The 17,358-nt window shown below is 69.8% G+C and carries 8 protein-coding genes and 4 pseudogenes; 11 read left to right on the top strand and 1 reads right to left on the bottom strand.

Translation table 11 applies throughout. The features are described from left to right. Positions 1 to 159: 159 nt before the first annotated feature. The gene (locus ABZ883_RS42245) at positions 160 to 564 is read left to right on the top strand and encodes a hypothetical protein (protein ID WP_360917368.1); all 405 of its coding nucleotides are present in this window, start codon (positions 160 to 162) and stop codon (positions 562 to 564) included. Between the two features lie 57 nt (positions 565 to 621). On the opposite strand, the pseudogene ABZ883_RS42240 reads toward ABZ883_RS42245, so the two are convergent. Then, positions 622 to 1,267: pseudogene (locus ABZ883_RS42240) on the bottom strand (hypothetical protein); the annotation flags it as partial. A gap of 559 nt (positions 1,268 to 1,826) precedes the next feature. Between ABZ883_RS42240 and ABZ883_RS42235 the strand changes: the two are divergent. The 10 genes and pseudogenes from ABZ883_RS42235 to ABZ883_RS42190 all read left to right on the top strand — a co-directional run. Further along, positions 1,827 to 9,086 carry an amino acid adenylation domain-containing protein gene (locus ABZ883_RS42235; RefSeq protein ID WP_360917365.1) on the top strand — a complete coding sequence of 2,420 codons (7,260 nt, stop codon included), beginning with the start codon at positions 1,827 to 1,829 and terminating at the stop codon, positions 9,084 to 9,086. Positions 9,087 to 9,167: 81 nt separating this feature from the next. After that, complete coding sequence (locus tag ABZ883_RS42230) at positions 9,168 to 10,088, top strand: pyridoxal-phosphate dependent enzyme (protein ID WP_360917360.1); 921 nt, start codon at positions 9,168 to 9,170, stop codon at positions 10,086 to 10,088. Next, a complete protein-coding gene (locus ABZ883_RS42225) occupies positions 10,078 to 11,031 on the top strand; it encodes a fatty acid desaturase (RefSeq protein WP_360917357.1) in 954 nt (317 codons plus the stop codon). Before ABZ883_RS42230 ends, ABZ883_RS42225 begins: the two co-directional genes overlap by 11 nt. Positions 11,032 to 11,119: 88 nt before the next feature. Further along, positions 11,120 to 11,770 carry a helix-turn-helix domain-containing protein gene (locus ABZ883_RS42220; protein ID WP_360917354.1) on the top strand — a complete coding sequence of 217 codons (651 nt, stop codon included), beginning with the start codon at positions 11,120 to 11,122 and terminating at the stop codon, positions 11,768 to 11,770. 239 nt (positions 11,771 to 12,009) lie between these two features. Beyond that, positions 12,010 to 12,285, top strand: a complete 276-nt coding sequence (locus ABZ883_RS42215; protein ID WP_360917351.1) for a hypothetical protein — start codon at positions 12,010 to 12,012, stop codon at positions 12,283 to 12,285. 33 nt (positions 12,286 to 12,318) lie between these two features. Beyond that, positions 12,319 to 13,028 (top strand): annotated as a pseudogene (locus ABZ883_RS42210) (IS5 family transposase); the annotation flags it as partial. 536 nt (positions 13,029 to 13,564) lie between these two features. Continuing rightward, a pseudogene (locus ABZ883_RS42205) lies at positions 13,565 to 15,347 on the top strand (reverse transcriptase domain-containing protein). Positions 15,348 to 15,447: 100 nt separating this feature from the next. Beyond that, positions 15,448 to 15,579: pseudogene (locus ABZ883_RS42200) on the top strand (IS5/IS1182 family transposase); the annotation flags it as partial. Between the two features lie 16 nt (positions 15,580 to 15,595). Further along, positions 15,596 to 16,867: a hypothetical protein gene (locus ABZ883_RS42195; RefSeq protein ID WP_360917370.1), complete on the top strand. Its 1,272-nt coding sequence runs from the start codon at positions 15,596 to 15,598 to the stop codon at positions 16,865 to 16,867. Between the two features lie 174 nt (positions 16,868 to 17,041). Then, the coding region (locus tag ABZ883_RS42190) for a transposase (RefSeq protein WP_360917348.1) at positions 17,042 to 17,358 on the top strand (317 nt) is incomplete at its 3' end.

The raw sequence follows: 17,358 nt of genomic DNA, 5'->3' as shown, positions 1-17,358 counted from the left end.
CAGCTGACCCCCAACCCCCACCACACCCCGGCACGGCCCCAGACCAACGGGCCGTGCCGGGCCCGCACACCACCACATGCCACCGGGCCACCCCGGTTCATGGGCTCAGTGGTGGCCACTGGCCGCACACGCGACCGGTGGGCCAGAAGGCGCTGCAGCATGGAGACGTTGGTGTACAGAACACGAGACTGGATCGTCGACCAGATCCGCAGGGACCACCAGCTCAACCCGGACACCACACCGCAGCAACTCGCCGTGCGGCACAGGGCTTCGCTGGTAGTCGTAGCAGAGGCACTGTCTCTTCCCGTACCCGTGCGTCGGCGGAGTCCTCAGGCCCTGTTACCGGAACCCGTCAAGGACGCCATCGACCGCATGCTGCTTCAGGACCTCAATGCTCCGCCCGACACACGGCACATGATCAGCCGCATCATCGAGCGTCTGCGCACAGAGGAGAACTTCACCAGTGCTTCGTACTCCACGGTGCGGGACTACGTAGCCGCCCGTCGGACCGCTCTGGCGACGGAGCGCGGGACAAACCCATCCTCGACCCGAGTCAAGCGCTGATCAGGGCGCTCACGCCACCGAACAGCCACGGGCCGGGGCACCGCAGGGTGCCCCGGCCCGCACGCCGCTGGTGGTCAGCCGGAACGCCTCGGTGGCCCAGGCCAGGTAGCCGGCGCGGTCGGCGGAGCGCAGCGGCAGCGTCTCGCGCAGGGCGGGCTCGTCGACCTGGACGACCGGCGTTCCCGCGCGCTCCAGGTCGTCGACCTCGTCGCGCAGGGCCAGGGCGACCTGGCGCGCGGTGTCGGCGAGGGGCTGGTCGTCGCGGACGAAGGACCAGGCGAGCATGGTGACCGGGCCGGTGAGCATGCGTCCGCGGCGAGGACCGGCGGGCGGACGTAGCGCGTGCCGTAGGACTGCACCCAGCCGTACTGGGTGGCGAGGTAGCCGGTGAGCCGCTCGGCGAAGTACTGGACCATGTCGTTGCGTTCGGCCTCGCCGTGCACGAGGACATCAAGCCCGGTCTTCTCCTGGAAGGAGATCACCTCGCCGATCTCGGCGATTTCTGCCGGGCGAAGGCCAGCCAGCGCAGGATCTGCGGGTCGATGTCGCGCTCAGCGGCGGTGTCGAGCGGCACGTGCAGCAGGGAGCACGAGGCGGCCACGTCGACCCGGCCGGCCAGTCCCAGCAGCGTGCCGAGGGTGGCGAGGGACTTCTCCAGGTCGTTGACCCAGATGTTGCGTCCGTCCACGACACCGGCCACCAGGAGCCTCGGCCAGCGCCGCCTACACCCCGCCGCGGATCTTCGGCGTCCTGCTCGCCCATCCTCGTGCAGTCGCCGCGGGGCCCGCATCGTGGACGAGACGCACTGAGAGGCGCCGGCCGGTGCGTCACCACAGGCGATGCTCCGCCATCGCCTCGGGCCGGAGACCGGACGCCTCAAATGTCAGTAGCGGTCGGAGGCCGTCATCTCTCCGGCGGCGATGGGCTGCATCCCCCGTCGGACCGTCAGCCGGCGCGACAGCCGACCCGTGTAGTCCGGATCGCCAAGTGGCGACCAATCAGAAGTCATGGTTCATATCAACTGTCCTATTTGCAGGCTCCATTCATGCGATCGCTCATGAAGGGGTCCGAATAATTCACATCTCCGTCGCGCGGGTCCCGCAAATTCTCCGAGGCGTTCCGCTTTGGGTCGCCTGCAGTGCAGGGACAGCTCCCAGGGAGATCGTGTGCGTGCAATACCAGCGGTGGACTTGGCTGCATCGGACCTTTCCCCAGGGGCAGAGGTCATCGCTTCAAGCGGTGTCGAAGTCGCAGTTTCGGATGTGTTCGCCACGATTGAGGAGCGGGCGCAGCAGACCCCGGATGCACCCGCGGTGATCGACTCGGCGGGGACGCTCTCGTACGCCGAGCTCCTGGCCGCGGTTGTCCCGCTGGCCGGGTCCCTGCACGCGCGGGGAGTCCGCGCGGGGGACCTCGTGGGGTTGTGCCTGCCCTGGGGCCGCGACGCGGTCACCGCGATGCTAGCGGTCTTGCGGGTGGGGGCCGGTTATCTGCCGCTCGACCCGAACTATCCCGCTGCCCGACTTGCGGTGATGGTCGACGAGGCCGCGCCCAGGGTGGTACTGGTCCCGACCGCCAGCGCGGACGGGCTCGCTCGCTCACTGCCCCCGGAAACGCCGATACTCCCGGTCGACGCGGCCACAAGTGCCGCCTCCCCGCCGGGCACGGCCGCGGCGCCGGAGGACCCCGCCTATGTCATCTTCACCTCGGGCTCGACGGGCCGGCCCAAAGGCGTGGTCGTTCCGCGGCGCGCCCTGACGCACTTCTGCCGGGCGGCCGGGGAGCGCTACGGCTTCTCGCCCGCCGACCGGGTGCTGCAGTTCGCCTCGCTCAGCTTCGACGCCAGTGTGGAGGAGATCTTCCCGCCGCTCGCCGCCGGTGCCACGGTCGTCGTCCGGGACGAGGACATGATCAGCCGTCCCGACGTCTTCCTCGACCGTTGTGCCGGGCTCGGCATTACCGTCCTCGACTTGCCGACCGCCTACTGGCACGAACTCGTCGGCGCGCTCGAGCGCGGCGAGGCGGAGCTCCCTGCGACGGTGCGAATGGTGATCATCGGCGGTGAGGCGGTCCACAAGGAGGCGGTCGCCCGCTGGCAGGCGCATGCCGGCACCGGGGTGCGGCTGCTCAACACGTACGGCCCCACCGAGACCTCGGTCGTGGCGACCGCCGCCGACCTCACCACGTGGACCGGGGGAGGGCCGGTGCCGATCGGCACGCCACTGTCCGGAGTCACCGTGCGGGTCGTCGCCGAGGACGGTACGACTGCAGCGCCCGGTGAGCCCGGCGAACTGCGCATCGGCGGCAGGGGGGTGGCCACCGGTTACCTCGGGCGCCGAGACCTGACCGCGGACCGGTTCCGCGAGGGACCGGACGGGCGGCGGGAGTATCTGTCGGGCGACAAGGTGCGCCAACTCCCGGACGGCGGCCTGGAGTACCTGGGCCGGCTCGACCAGCAGGTGAAAATCCGTGGATTCCGTGTAGAACCGGGCGAGGTCGAGAGCGCGTTGCGTGAGGTGCGCGGCGTCACGGACGCCGTCGTCCTCGTCGACACCGGCGCCGGCGCGCCGCGGCTCGCGGCCCACCTCGTGACCGAGGACGGCGCGCCGGGCACCGACGCCGTCCGCCGCGAGCTGACCGCCCGGCTGCCGCACTACCTGGTGCCCGCCGCCTTCTTCGTGCACGCCGCCTTCCCGCTGACCGTGCAGGGCAAGGTGAACCGCGCCGCACTGGCCGCCACGCCGCCGCCCATACCCCCGAGCGCGGCGGACGGCGCCGAGAACTCCTCGCCCGAGGCTCTCGTGGCAGCGGTGTGGCGGGAACTGCTCGGCGCCGGTGACATCGGTCCCGGCGACGACTTCTTCGCCCTCGGCGGTGACTCGCTCTCCGCCATCCGCATGATCAGCCGGCTGCGGCACGCACACGGCGCCGACCTCACGCTCAGCGCGCTCTACGCGGCGCCGACGCTCGCCGAGGTCGCCGGCGTCCTCCCCGACGCCGACTCGGCGTCGGGGCCGGCTGCCGCCGCTCACGACAGCGGGCCCGGTGACGCACTCGGTGAGGAGCGCGCGGCCGAGGAGCCGTCGCGGATCCCGCTCACCGCGCTGCAGCGGGACTTTTGGATGGCCGAGCAGGTGAGCCCCGAACTGCCGGTGCACACCCTCGGCATCCGCTACCGATGGGCAGAGCCCGTCCGCCCCGAGCTGCTGCCCCGGTGCCTCGCCGTGCTGACCGCACGCCACCCCGCCCTGGTGTCCCGTTTCCCCTACGCAGGCGACGGGCCCGTGACGGACGTCGAGCCCTCCGCGACCCTCCCGTACGGCGAGGTCGACCTGCGGGACCTGGCGCCGGACGCGGCACGGGCGCGGGCAGCCGAGGAACGCCGCCGGATCGTCACCGAGCGGATCGACCTGGAGCGCGGCCCGGTGGCGCGCGCGGTGCTGCTGCGGACGCCGGACGGGGACGAACTCCTCCTCGCCGTCCACCACCTGGTGTTCGACGGCTGGTCCGTGGGCGTCCTCGGGGACACGCTGGCCGAGGTCTACGGCGACCTGAGCGCCGGGCGCGAGCCGCGCCGCGCCACACCCGACCGCCTCTCGCAGGTGGCCCGGCAGGGGACGGCCCTGTCCGGTGACGCCAGGCTCGCGGCGTACTGGCGCGACCGCTTCGACGGCGCCGACCTGGACCTGGAACTCCCCGCGGACCGTCCGCGGCCCGCCGTGGCGACCCACCGCGCGGGCCGGGTCACCCGCGACCTTGACCCGGCGTCGCTCGCGCTGCTGGAGGCGTGCGCCAGGGAACACCGGGTCAGCCTGTTCATGGTCGTCCTGGCGGGCGTGCAGGTCGTCCTCGGCAGGTACAGCGGGCGCAGCGACGTGACGGTCCTGGCCCCGGTGGCGGGACGGGAGGATCCCGCGCTGGACCGGGTGGTGGGCTCCGTCCTCAACATCCTGCCGCTGCGCGGCGACCTGACGGGCGAGCCGAGCTTCGCCGCGCTGCTGGGCCGGGTACGGGACGCGGTCCTGCGCGACCTGGAGCACCAAGGCCTGCCGCTGCCGGAGATCGCGGCGGCGGTGCGGCAACTCGGCGGGGGCAGGCCAGACCCGCTGAGCCGGGTGAGCGTGACCGTGCACAACACGGCCGCACCGGGCGACCCGCTCGTGGCCTACGCCGGGGACGAGGCCCCCGCCGCGACCATGGCGGACCTGGCGATCGGCCTGGACTTCCCCGCCGACGGACCGGTTCTGACCGTCGACTACGCGGCCGAACTCTTCGACGCCGAGCGCGTTGAGGCCCTCGTGGACCACCTGCTCACCCTGCTGCACGCCGCGGCCGCCGCACCCGGCACCGAAGTGGGCCGGCTGCCGCTGCTCACCGAGGCCGCGCGCCACACCGTCCTCCACACGTGGAACGACAGCGCCGCCGAGATCCCCCCGGCGCACAGCCTCCAGGAGGTCTTCGAACGCTGCGTCGCGCGGCGGCCGGACGCTCCCGCGCTGACCTCGGGCCCGCACACCGTCAGCTACGACTGGCTCAACCGGCGGGCGAACCGCATCGCCCACCTGCTGCGTGAACGGGGCGTGCGCCCGGGCGAGCGCGTGGCGATCTGCCTGGACCGCGGGATCGACCTGTTCGCGGCGATGTGGGGCGTCCTCAAGGCGGGCGGCGCCTACGTGCCACTGGACCCGGCGTACCCGAGCGAGCGGCTGCGATACATGCTCGAGGATAGCCGGCCGGTGGCGCTGATCACCCGGCTCGACCTCGAGGGCGCCCCTGATGCCCCCGGCGACACGGCCGTCCTCGCGCTCGACCGTGACGCCGCACTGCTCGACGCCGCGGCGGACGCCGATCCGGTGCCCGCCGGGACGCCGGACGACCCGGCCTACGTCATCTACACCTCCGGTTCCACCGGCCGCCCCAAGGGCGTGGTGGTGACCCACCGCAACCTGGTGCACGCCGCGGCCATGTGGCAGCGCGCCTACGACCTCGACCCCGACTGGACGTACCAGCAGGCCGCCAGCTTCTCCTTCGACATGTTCGTGGGCGAGACGCTGCGCGCGCACTGCACCGGCGGCCGGCTCGTCGTCGTCCCGCGCGAGACGCTGCTCGACCCGGCGGAGTTGTACGCGCTCATGCGCGACGAGGGCGTCCAGTGCACCGAACTGGTGCCGGCCGTGCTGCGGGCGCTGCTGGCCCACGCCGAACAGGCCGGGGAGCGGCTGGACTTCGTGCGGCTGCTGATCGGCGGCGGCGAGAAGTGGCAGGTCCGCGAGTACCAGCGCGCGCAACGTCTCGTCGGGCCCGGCAACCGGGTCGTCAACGCGTACGGCGTCACCGAGGTCACCGTCGACAACGTGTACTTCGACGGGGACGTCGACGACCTGCCCGCCGAGGCGCCGCTGCCCATCGGCCGTCCGTTCCCCAACAACCGGGTGTACGTGCTGGACGCGTACGGGGCGCCGGTGCCGCCCGGCGTGGTGGGCGAACTCCACCTGGGCGGCGCCGGGGTGTCGCCCGGGTACCACGAGCGGCCGGAGCTGACCGCGGAGCGGTTCGTCCCCGACCCGTACGCCGCCCCGGACGCTGGGGACGGCACCGCTCGCATGTACCGGACCGGGGACAGTGCGCGCTACCGCCGCGACGGCACCGTGGACTTCCTCGGCCGTCTGGATGACCAGGTCAAGGTGAACGGCTACCGGGTAGAGCTCGGCGAGGTCGAGGCCGCGCTCGGCGCGCTGCCCGGCGTGGCGGCCTCCGCGGCCGCGGTGCACACCCTGCCCTCCGGGGCGGCCCAGCTCGTCGGCTACCTCGTGACGGCCCTGGAGGGCGCGCTGACCGAGGCGGCGGTGCGCGAGGCCCTGGCGACCGGGCTGCCCACGCACATGGTGCCCGCGCGGGTGGTGTTCCTGCCGCGGCTGCCGCTCACCCCGAACGGCAAGCTCGACCGGCGCGCACTGCCGGCGCCGCCCGACGCCTCCGACGCCCCGGCCCGCACCGCCCCCCGGAACGCGGCCGAGCGGCGCATCGCAGCCGTGTGGGCCGGGACGCTGCGCGTGGAGGAGGAGGCCATCGGCATCGACGACAGTTTCTTCTCCCTCGGCGGTGACTCCTTCGCGGCGCTGCGGATCGTCCGGCAGATCGACCCGGGCCTGGCTCTGGTGGAGCTGTACCGCACCCCGACGGTGCGCGCGCTCGCCGCGCTGCTCGCGGAGCGGGCGGAGCGCGGCAAGGAGGAGCGGGCAGAGCCGGCGCCGCTGCTGCACCGGCTGACCGGGCAGGACGCGGATCCGGGCGCGGGCGGCGTCACGGTCGTCGCGGTGCCGTTCTCCGGCGGCAGCGCCGTCGCGTACCGGCCATTGGCCGAGCAACTGCCGCCGCAGTGGGGGCTGTACGCGGTCGAGCTGCCGGGGCACGACATGAGCAGACCGGACGACGCGCTGCTGCCGGGCGCCGAGGTGGCCGCCCGGGTGGTGGCGGAACTCGGCGCGGTGAAGGGTCCCGTCGTGCTCTACGGGCACTGCCTGGGCACGGCGGTGACGCTGGAGGTCGCGCGCCAGGCGGAGGCCGCGGGCGTCGACGTCGTGGGCGTCGGCCTGGGTGCAAGCTTCCCCACGGCGCGGCTGCCCGGGCGGTTCTTCGACTGGTTGTACCGGCTGATGCCCACCGACTGGCTCACCTCCGACCGGGAGTACCTGTCCTACCTGCGGGCGCGGGGCGGTTTCACCGACCTCGACGACCCCGAGCAGGAGCAGTTCGTACTGCGCAACGTGCGGCACGACGCGCGGGACGCCGAGGAGTACTACACCAGGGCCTACCAGGACTCCGCGGCACCCAGGCTGCGGGCCCCGGTGCTCAGCGTGGTGGGCTCCCGGGACCGGGTCACCGAGCTGTACCAGGAACGCCACCACGAGTGGGAGCACTTCGCAGACGCTGTCTCCCTGGCGGTGCTGCCGAAGGCGGGCCACTTCTTCGTCAAGACGCACGCCGAACCGCTGGCCCGGACACTGGTGGAGCACGCCGAGCGGTGGCAGGCGCCGACATCCCCACCGGACGCCACGCCGCCGGACGGTGCCCGGCCCGCCGGGCGGGTGGCCACAGACGGCGAGGGCGAGCCGGTTCCCCTGCTCGGGCGGGCGGCGGCTAGCACCAAGGGCAACCGGAACACCGGGCACGCCAAGCCGAGCCTGTCCCGGTTCGCCGTCGTGGCACTGGGCCAGTTCCTGTCGATGATCGGCAGCAGCCTCAGCACGCTCGTCCTGAGTATCTGGGTGTACCAGCGCACGGGCTCGATCGCCGACTTCGCGGTGGTCAACGCGGTGGGCATGCTCCCCGGCATCCTCGCCGGACCGCTGGCCGGCGCAGTGGCGGACCGCTGGAACCGCCGCGTGATCATGCTGACCAGCGACGCGGTGGCGGGCCTAGCCATGGGCGGGCTCGGCCTGCTGGTCCTCGGCCGCGGCCTGGAGATGTGGCAGATCTACCTGGCCGTGTCGGTCACCTCCGTCGCGGGCGCCTTCCAACGCCCCGCCTATCTGGCCGCGGTGGCCCAGCTGGTCCCCAAGCGGTACCTCGGGCACGCCAACGGCATCAGCCAACTCGGCGTGGGAGTGGGCACGGTCTTCGCGCCCATGATGGGCGCTGGGCTGATCGGGGTCATCGGCGTCTCCGGCGTGATCATGATCGACGTATTCAGCTTCGCGGCGGGAGTCGTGACCCTGCTGGCGGTCCGTTTCCCCGACACCCTCTTCCGCCGCCGTGACGAGTCGTTCGGCAGGGAGATCACCGGCGGCTGGCGCTACATCGGCCGCCGGCCCGGCCTTCGCACGGCGCTGCGCTTCTTCGTCATCGACCACGCCTTCTACACCCTCGGCTTCGCTGTCATCACGCCCATGCTCCTCATCGAGCAGTCCCCGCTCATGCTCGGCATGGCACTCGGCGCGGCCGGCATAGGCGGCCTGTGCGGCAGCCTGGTGATGGGCCTGTGGGGCGGCACCGGCCGCAGGACGCACGGCATGATCATCTCCATGGCGGTGGCCAGCCTGGCGATGGCGATGGTCGGCATGGCCAGCCCACCCCTGATTGTCACCGGGATGTTCCTTCTGGCCTTCGGCGAGTCCCTGGCCGACGGCCACTGGATCGCCCTCGTCCAGACCAAGGTCGGCCTCGAACTCCAGGGCCGGGTGCTCGCCATCTTCATGACGCTGATGATGCTGACCATGCCGCTCGGCTACCTGGTCGTCGGTCCCCTGGCCGAGCACTACGTGAAGCCGCTCCTCGAGCCCGCAGGCGCCCTGGCGGACACGGTCGGCGTGCTGCTAGGCACCGGCCCAGGACGCGGGCTCGCGCTGCTCGTCGTCGTCAGCGGACTGCTCCAACTGGGCTGGTCGGCCCGCGGCTGGGCCAACCCACGGCTGCGCCTACTCGAGGACGACCTGCCCGACGCCCTGCCCCCGGCAGAGGTCGGTGACCTCGACGACCTCCAGGGCCACGCCGACACTCAGCTCGCCGCGGCCCCCGCCTGACACCCCTCCGCACGCCGGTACCCGGCACGACCGCGCCAGGCACCGCAGGCACGTCCCTCCACCACCCCCGAAGGAAGCAACATGCCCACCCCCGCACCGCTGTCCGCCGAAGCACCCTCAGACGCCTTCGGCACCCCCCTCATCGACGTCTCCGCCCTGGTGCCCGGCGCCCGCGTCCTGGTCAAGGACGAGACGCGCTACGCCTCGGGAAGCCACAAGGAGCCCGCCGCCCGCGCCGTCGTGGCCCGCGCAGTCGCCGACAGCCACCGGCATGTGACCATCGCGACCTGCGGCAACTACGGGAGGGCCATGGCCACGGCCTGCCAGGCCGCCGGGGTGGAGTGCACGGTCGTCCTCCCCGCGGGCTGGAGCGACGGCGGCGAGGCCATGCGCGCCGCCGGAGCCCGCGTCCACCTCGTCGACGGTGCCTACGAGGACGCCGTGGACGAGTCCCGCCGGCTCGCGGCCACCGGGGACTGCGTCGACGGCAACGTGGACGGCCCCTACGTCGAGGCCGTGTTCGAGGGGCACGGCGTGGTCGTGTCCGCGCTGCGGGCCGCGTTGCCCGAAGCACCCGCGGCGATCTGGCTGCCCGTCGGCAACGGCACGACCGCCATCGCCGTGCGGCGCCAACTGGACCTGTACGGCTGGGACACGGTGATCAACGGTGTCGGATCGGCCGGCAACAACCCCATGGTGACCTGCTGGCCCGGCCCCTACCGGACCCTGCCGCCGGAGTCCGTCACCACCACCGACCACAACCAGCCGCTCGTCAATTGGCACGCCCTGCAGGGCGACGAGGCCATGACCGCGATCGCGGCCACCGGCGGTACCGTCCTCGGCGCCGACGACCGCGAGCTGTGCGACGCCCGCGACGCGCTGGCTGAGCACGGCGCCTTCCCCACTGCTGCCGGGGCCGTGGCCCTGGCGGGCCTGCTCCGCACCGCCCGCTCCGAGGGCCTGGTGCCCGGTGCACACGTGGTGGTGCTCAGTGGCCGTTGACAGGCTCCTCCCCGAGCGCGAGAGCGCCCCGCCCACAGCTCCGGCCGTCCTCTTCACACGACTGAGGGTTACGCCCTCCGACGAATGGATCTTCCTCGGAAAGCTGGCCGTCCTGGCGCTCCTCACCTGCGCTGGAGCGGTGCTGGCCCTGCAACCAAACCTGTGGGCGGCGAGTGCCGGGATCGTCCTGCTGGCGGCCATGTTCACCCACGCCGTCGAGCTGCAGCACCAGTGCCTGCACCACTCCGCCTTCCGGAAGGCGTTCCCCCACCGGCTGGTCGGCGTGCCCCTGGGAATGCCGCTCCTCGTGGTCTACAGCCACTACCGGGTGCGCCACCTGCAACACCACCGCTACCTGGGCACCCCGCAGGACACGGAGTTCTTCGGCTTCGACACCCGGGGGCCGCTGACCTTCCGGGCGTTGCTACGCGGGCTGCTGGACTACCCGCGCCTGGGAAGCGTCGGCGCGGACGTCGTACGAGCGGTCACGGGACGCTGGACGTACGCGTTCGGTCACATCGCGCCGGCAATGCGGCGGCGGATCGTGACCGAACACGCCCTGCTGGGTGCGGCAGTGGTTGGCGCGGCCGCCCTGGCGGTCCTCGGCCACGGCGAGTACGTGCTGCGGCTGTGGCTGCTTCCCCTGCTGTTCGCCGTCCCCATGCACTTCCTGGTGGAACTTCCGGAACACCTGCTGTGCGACACCGAGACGACGGACGTGCTGCGTAACACGCGCTCCATCCGGGGCAGTTGGCTGAGTACCTGGTTCACCAACGGCAATAACCTGCACATCGAGCACCACGCGGCGATGACGGTGCCGATCAACCGCCTCGGCGAGCGGCACCCGGAGACGAAGTTCTTCGCCGTGCACGTCGAGCGCAGCTACGCGGACTTCTACCGGATCCTCTGGCAAGCGCTCAGAAGCCGACCGACAGCGCCCTAGCGGGCGCCACACCACGCACCGGCCGTACCCCGCGGCCACGCCGGCTCGCCGGAGCGCGGGCGGCCCTCAAGGAGAAAAGGGGTTCCGGATGGACGACGACACCGATCCACGCATCGTGATGTGGGGGCCGGCCTGCGAGGCCGTGGCCCGGCTCCTCAGCCCGTACGCAGAGGTGGTCCTGCACAACGTCACGGAGGAGCACGTGCTGGCCGTCTGGAACCCGGTAACCCCTCGCACCACTGGTGACCGGGTCCTGCCAGGGGAACTCCCGGCGGCGCCTGTGTCCTCGGGGAAAGAGGTCCACGGCCCCTGGGAGCGGCTCCTCCCGGACGGCCGCCGCCTGTCCTCGGTCAGCGCGGTGCTGCGCGATAGGGACGGCACCCCGTCGGCCGTACTCTGCGTCCACCTGGACCGTACCCCGTTCAACCAGGCGGCCGCCCTTCTGGCCTCATTCGCAGCGCCCGCCGCCGCGCCCCGCGTCGAGGGGTCTCTGGAACGGGAGTGGACCCGGCAAGTGGACCAGGTCATCGCCTTCCACACCCGCGACCGCGGCCGCCCCGTCGAACGCCTCGACCGCGACGACCGCATCGCCATCCTCAGCGCACTCCACCAGGCCGGGGTCTTCGCGAGGCGCGGTGCGGTGCCCGTCGTCGCCGCGGCCCTGGGGACGTCCCGCTCCACCGTCTATGCGCTGCTCGCCGAACTCAAGGATGACGAACGGCCCACCCCGACGCCATAGAACGGACTTTGGCCGCCGCCCGAGCACGAGGTGCGCGAAATCATGACCGCGATCCTGTATGCGGACCGCACCGGTGTGCAGTGGCGTTACCTGCCGCCACCAACCATCCGGATGTAGAACGCCCGTCCCGTAGACCGGTACGACGTCAAGGTGCCCACCGGCTCCGGCATTCAGGGGGAGCTACTCCGTCGTCAACGCCGGGCGTGCCGCCAGCGATGGCGGGTGGTAATCGTTTGTCGGTGGTAGTTGAGATACTTCCTCCTGAAGAAGTCGGGGAGGCTCTGTTGATCATTTTTGACACGAACGCGGTAAACCTTCTGCAGCCCGAAGGGCCCACAGCAGACATCATCAGGAAGCTCCGGCAGTCGGGGCACCATCGGATCGGTGTGCCGTGGATGGTCTTGGAGGAGATGGCCGCCCACAAGGCGCGGTACTACCCTGCCAAGCACCAGGGGGTCCTGAACGCCCTGGCGAAGTTGCAGGAAGATCTGCCCTGGGAGCTTAAGAGGTCCTAACAGAAGCCTTGCGTGGTGTGACTGTCGCCTTGGATGCTCGTTGGTCTGTTCGTGGGGAAGAGAGAGTCTCGTCCGTGGATCGTCTCGGACGAACTGTGGTTGCTGATCGAGCCGTTGCTACCGATACCGGCGCCGAAACTGGTCCAGGGTCGTCCGCGGGTGCCAGACCGGAAGGCGTTGTGCGGGATCTTGTTCGTCCTGCACACGGGCATCCAGTGGGAGTACCTGCCGCAAGAGCTGGGCTTCGGTTCGGGGATGACCTGCTGGCGGCGCTTGGCCGCATGGAACGATGCCGGCGTGTGGGACCGGCTCCACCTGGTCCTGCTGACCAGGTTGCGGGCGGCGAAGCAGCTCGACTGGTCCCGGGCGGTGATCGACTCCAGCCACGTCCGGGCCGCCCGCAGGGGCCCAAAAGCGGACCCAGCCCGGTCGACCGCGCACGGCCGGGCAGCAAGCACCACGTCCTCGTCGACGGCCACGGAATCCCCCTTGCCGTCTCCCTGACCGGCGGCAACCGCAACGACATCACCCAGCTCATCCCCCTGCTGGAAAAAGTGCCTGCGGTGGCCGGCCTGGTCGGCAGACCGCGAAGACGGCCCGACACGCTCTACGCCGACCGCGGCTACGACCACGACAAATACCGGCGTCTGGTCTGGGAACGCGGCATCAAACCGGTGATCGCACGCCGTGGCGTTGCCCATGGGTCCGGTCTCGGCGTGCACCGCTGGGTCGTCGAGCGCACCATGTGCGCCACGAGGCGCTCTGTTTGTATCCCCGGCTCAGCCGGGAGGAACTTGGAAGGAGGTTTCTGGGCCGGATGGCTTACCTGGATCCGAAAGGTGAAGGGGACAAGAGCATGCCAGGAAACCAGCAACTGAGCCCAGTTGTCAGGGACGGTGTGCTGGGCGGCCCGCGCGATATGGCGAAGACTGGATTGTTTGAAGCCTAATCTCCAGAAGATGCAAGTTCCCATCCGTCGGAAAGAAAACTGAAACCGGCGCCGCACTCTGCTCGGGGTTCGATTGTGGCCCGGGGCAACTTCCGGAGTGCGGAGCGATGTCCAGCGAGAACATTCAAGGAGATGAGTGGGACGCCTGTGTCGCGTTAGAACGTACAGACAGAGACGAACGTGGGATCGCCTACGGGATGCGAGTCCTATGGCGACGGAGGCCCCGCAGTAGTCGCCGGAGTCACGCCCGGCCGGGGAGGACGGGAAAGCCGTCTGCAGGGCGAAGGGGGCCAGGTGACTCGGACACTCCAGACTCGGGAGGTATGCGGAATGCAGAGCGCCAAAACGCTGCTGGGTGTCCTGCGTGAACGCGGCAGGCGCGGCCTGCCGTGCGATGAACTGTATCGGCAAACTGTTCAACCCGCAGTTGTATCTGCTGGCCTACGGGCGGATCTACGCCAATCATGGCGCGATGACGCCCGGGGTCACGTCGGAAACCGTGGACGGCATGTCACAGCGGAAGATCGACCGGATCATCGTGGCGATGCGCCACGAGCGCTACCGTTTCAAGCCGGTCCGGCGCATCCATATCCCCAAGAAGAACGGGAAGATGCGCCCGCTGGGGCTGCCGACCTGGTCGGACAAGCTCGTTGGTGAAGTGGTCCGCCTGTTATTGGAGGCGTATTACGAGCCGACGTTCTCCGACCGCTCTCATGGGTTCCGTCCCCGCCGGGGCTGCCACACCGCGTTGCGGGAGGTGGACCACACATGGACCGGGACGTCCTGGTTCATCGAGGGGGACATCGCCGACTGCTTCGGCAGCCTGGACCATCAGGTCCTGCTGTCGATCATCGGCGAGAGGATCCATGACCAGCGGTTTCTGCGGCTGGTGCGCAACATGCTGACGGCCGGATAGCTGGAGGACTGGAGATGGGGCGCCACACTCTCCGGAGCGCCGCAAGGCGGAGTGGCCTCCCCGATCCTGTCCAACATCTACCTGCACAAGCTGGATAAGTTCGTCGAAACAGTTCTCATTCCGGAGTACACCCGAGGAGACCGCCGGGCCCGTAACCCGGCTTATCTGGAGTTGCAGAATTTGCTGGCGAAAGCCCGCCGGCGCGGCGACCGGGCCCAAGCCCGCACGCTGCGTCAGCGGATGGTCAGCCTACCGAGTGCGGATCCAGGCGATCCGGCATACCGCAGGCTGCGCTACATACGCTATGCGGACGATCACCTCCTCGGTTTCACCGGACCGAAAGCCGAGGCCGAGCAGATCAAACAATCCCTGGCTCAGTTCCTGCGTGACGAACTCAAGTTGGAACTGTCCCAGGAAAAGACGCTGATCACTCACGCCCGCACCCGGGCAGCGAGGTTTCTCGGCTACGAGATCACGACCCAGCACAACGACACGAAGAAGACCGGCCGTTACCGTAGGGTCAACGGCCAGATCGCACTCCGTGTCCCCCGGGACGTGATCAAAGCCAAGTGCGCCCCCTATCTCGCCCGCGGAAAACCCGCGAAGAAGACGGCCCTGATCAACAGCAGCGATCACGCTATCGTGGCGACATTCGGGACCGTCTACCGGGGCGTCGTGCAGTACTACCTGCTTGCCGGAGACGTCTTCCGGTTGCACCGGCTGCAGTGGGTCATGGAGACGTCCATGCTCAAGACCCTCGCAGTCAAGCACCGCTCATCAGTGTCGAAGATGGCCGCCAAGCACAAGGCCAGAATCGACACTCCCAACGGGACCCGAGTATGTTTCGAGGCCCGCATCGAGCGGAAGAACAGGAAACCACTGGTGGCACGGTTCGGTGGGATTCCCCTCCAACGGCAGCGGACGGCAGAACTCGCCGACCGTGAGCCGATCCGGGTGGACTATCCGCAAAAGGAACTCATCGCGAGACTCCTGGCGGACACATGCGAGATCTGCGGAAGCAAGGGCAACGTCCAAGTGCACCACGTCCGCGCTCTCGCCGACCTCGCACATGCCGGATGGCAGCCTTCCGACTGGGCGCGCGTCATGCTGCATCGGCGACGCAAGACCGTCGTGGCCTGCGACACCTGCCACGACCGCATCCATTCAGAACGGCCAGCCAGACCACTCACGCAGTAGTCACTGGAGAGCCGGATGACAGGGAAACCGTCATGTCCGGTTCGGCGGGAGGCCGCGCGGAACAGGACTCGCCTCACGGTGAGCACCTCGCCGCGCGGCCGACCCAACCGCCTGGCTCCACGGCTTCCGACGCCTGCGCATCCGATGGGAACGACGCGACGACATCCACGAAGCCTTCCTCGGCCTCGCCACCTGCCTGATCACCCACCGACACGTCCAACGCCTTTGTTAGGACCTCTAAGAGCTCCCTGGAGCCTCTGGACCTGGAGCGTCTCCTGGATCACTGGCGAGACGCTTACGGGGAGATTTTCGAGGTCATCGAGACCAGCGACGCCGCGCTGCGCAGGGCGTACCAGCGGGAGGCGATGGCTCTTCCGCCGGCGAAGGCGGTCAAGGATCACGCCGAAGGCGGCCGTGATGCGGCGATCTGGTTCTCCATCCTGGAATTCCTCAAGGAGTACCCCGACCAACACGTCCACTTCGTCACCAACAACACCAAGGACTTCGGTGACGGGAGCTCCTACCGGTATCCCATGAACGAGGACGTCCGCGGGCTCGAAGACCGGCTGACCCTGCTCAAGGACTTCGATCAGGTCGTCTCCAAGTTCACCACGGAGGTGCCAGGGGAGGACGCAGAGGAGGCTGCCACTCAGTTGTTGGCGTCGTCGGCTGTTCGCGACGGCGTGGCGGAAGCTGCGCTGGGGTTGAGCACGCTCACCGGCTACGACGGCCTCAGTGAAGGCGGCGCCGCGGAACGGTGGTTCGCCTGGTCCGCGACGCCCGAGGTTGAGCTGCTCGCCGTCACGAACGTAAAGGGGCACGCGATCGAGGGCGACATCTGGTACACGGCCACGGCGAAGTGGCTGCTATACGGCCTCGCGGTCGATGAAGCGGAGTCTCTTGCCGGGTACGTCGCCTGTGTCTGGGAAACGAAGATCCTTTTCTCTGCCGGAGACGGCATGGGCCCGACTCTGCTCACCTCGGGCGAACCGGTACCTCCGGATGCCGACGACGAGCCCTGTATGAAGCTCTTACGCGAGCTCAAGAAGCGAGCCGCCGACCTCGCAGCAGCCACGCGTAATGTCCTCGCAGCCCAGACTCCTTTGGAACAGTTGGTCGCCAACCGGTTCGCCGCCACGCTCTCAGGGCTTGACCTGTCCAGCGCCAAGTTCGCCCGGCAAGCCGTCGAGCAGGCGGGGCTCATGAACGGCCCGCTGCAGCACCTCGCCCGCCATGTCGCCGAACAACAGAGGCTCGTGAACGGCCCCTTCCAACGGATGGCACGGCAGATGGAAGCCAACCAGGCTGCGGTCCAGAACGCGGTCAGCACTCCGGGGTTCCGTCTCGCCCAGCAGGCCGCTGCGCGAATGGCAGCGGCCATGCCCCAGCTCGACATCCCCGGGAACGCACAACAACCCCAAAGCGGTGATGACGAAGCACACCGGGACGGTGCCGAACAGACCGAACAGCAGAAGGCATCCGGCCCCGACACCCCGGAAACCGAACCAGGCCGAGGGTAACCCTCCGCGCTGGGTTGGAAAGCGCGAACCTGTACCGGGGTTGCGTCCTTGGAAGTGGTGTACGGGTTCCCACCTGATTCGGGTGTTTGGTCCGGCGTCGGGGTGAGGGTCCGGATATAGAGACGGCCACCGGCTGATCTTCGAGATGTCTAAGGCTCGAAGGAGATCAGCACGATGACCGCATCAGACACTCTGCCCCTGCACGCCCTGACCGAGGAGAACCTCGCTGCGGCGAGTCCCGATCTGTTGCGCGCGATGGTCAAGACCTTCGCCGACGCGCTCATGTCCGCGGAGGCCGATGCCCTCTGCAACGCCGAATACGGGCAGGTCAGCGACGAACGTGTCAACCACCGCAACGGCTATCGCCGGCGCGAGTGGGACACCAGGGCCGGCACCGAGCCTGTTGCGTTTTGGAGCGCACCGCTGGAACTGTTGGATGATTCCATGGCCAAGGGCTTCCGTCGGGTCGACCGCGACCAACAATTCCTGCT

It is taken from the genome of Streptomyces sp. NPDC046977, from assembly GCF_040644455.1.
Classification (GTDB): Bacteria; Actinomycetota; Actinomycetes; order Streptomycetales; family Streptomycetaceae; genus Actinacidiphila.
The sequence above is the reverse complement of the archived record's forward strand: the minus strand, read 5'-3'. Positions and strand labels throughout refer to the sequence as shown.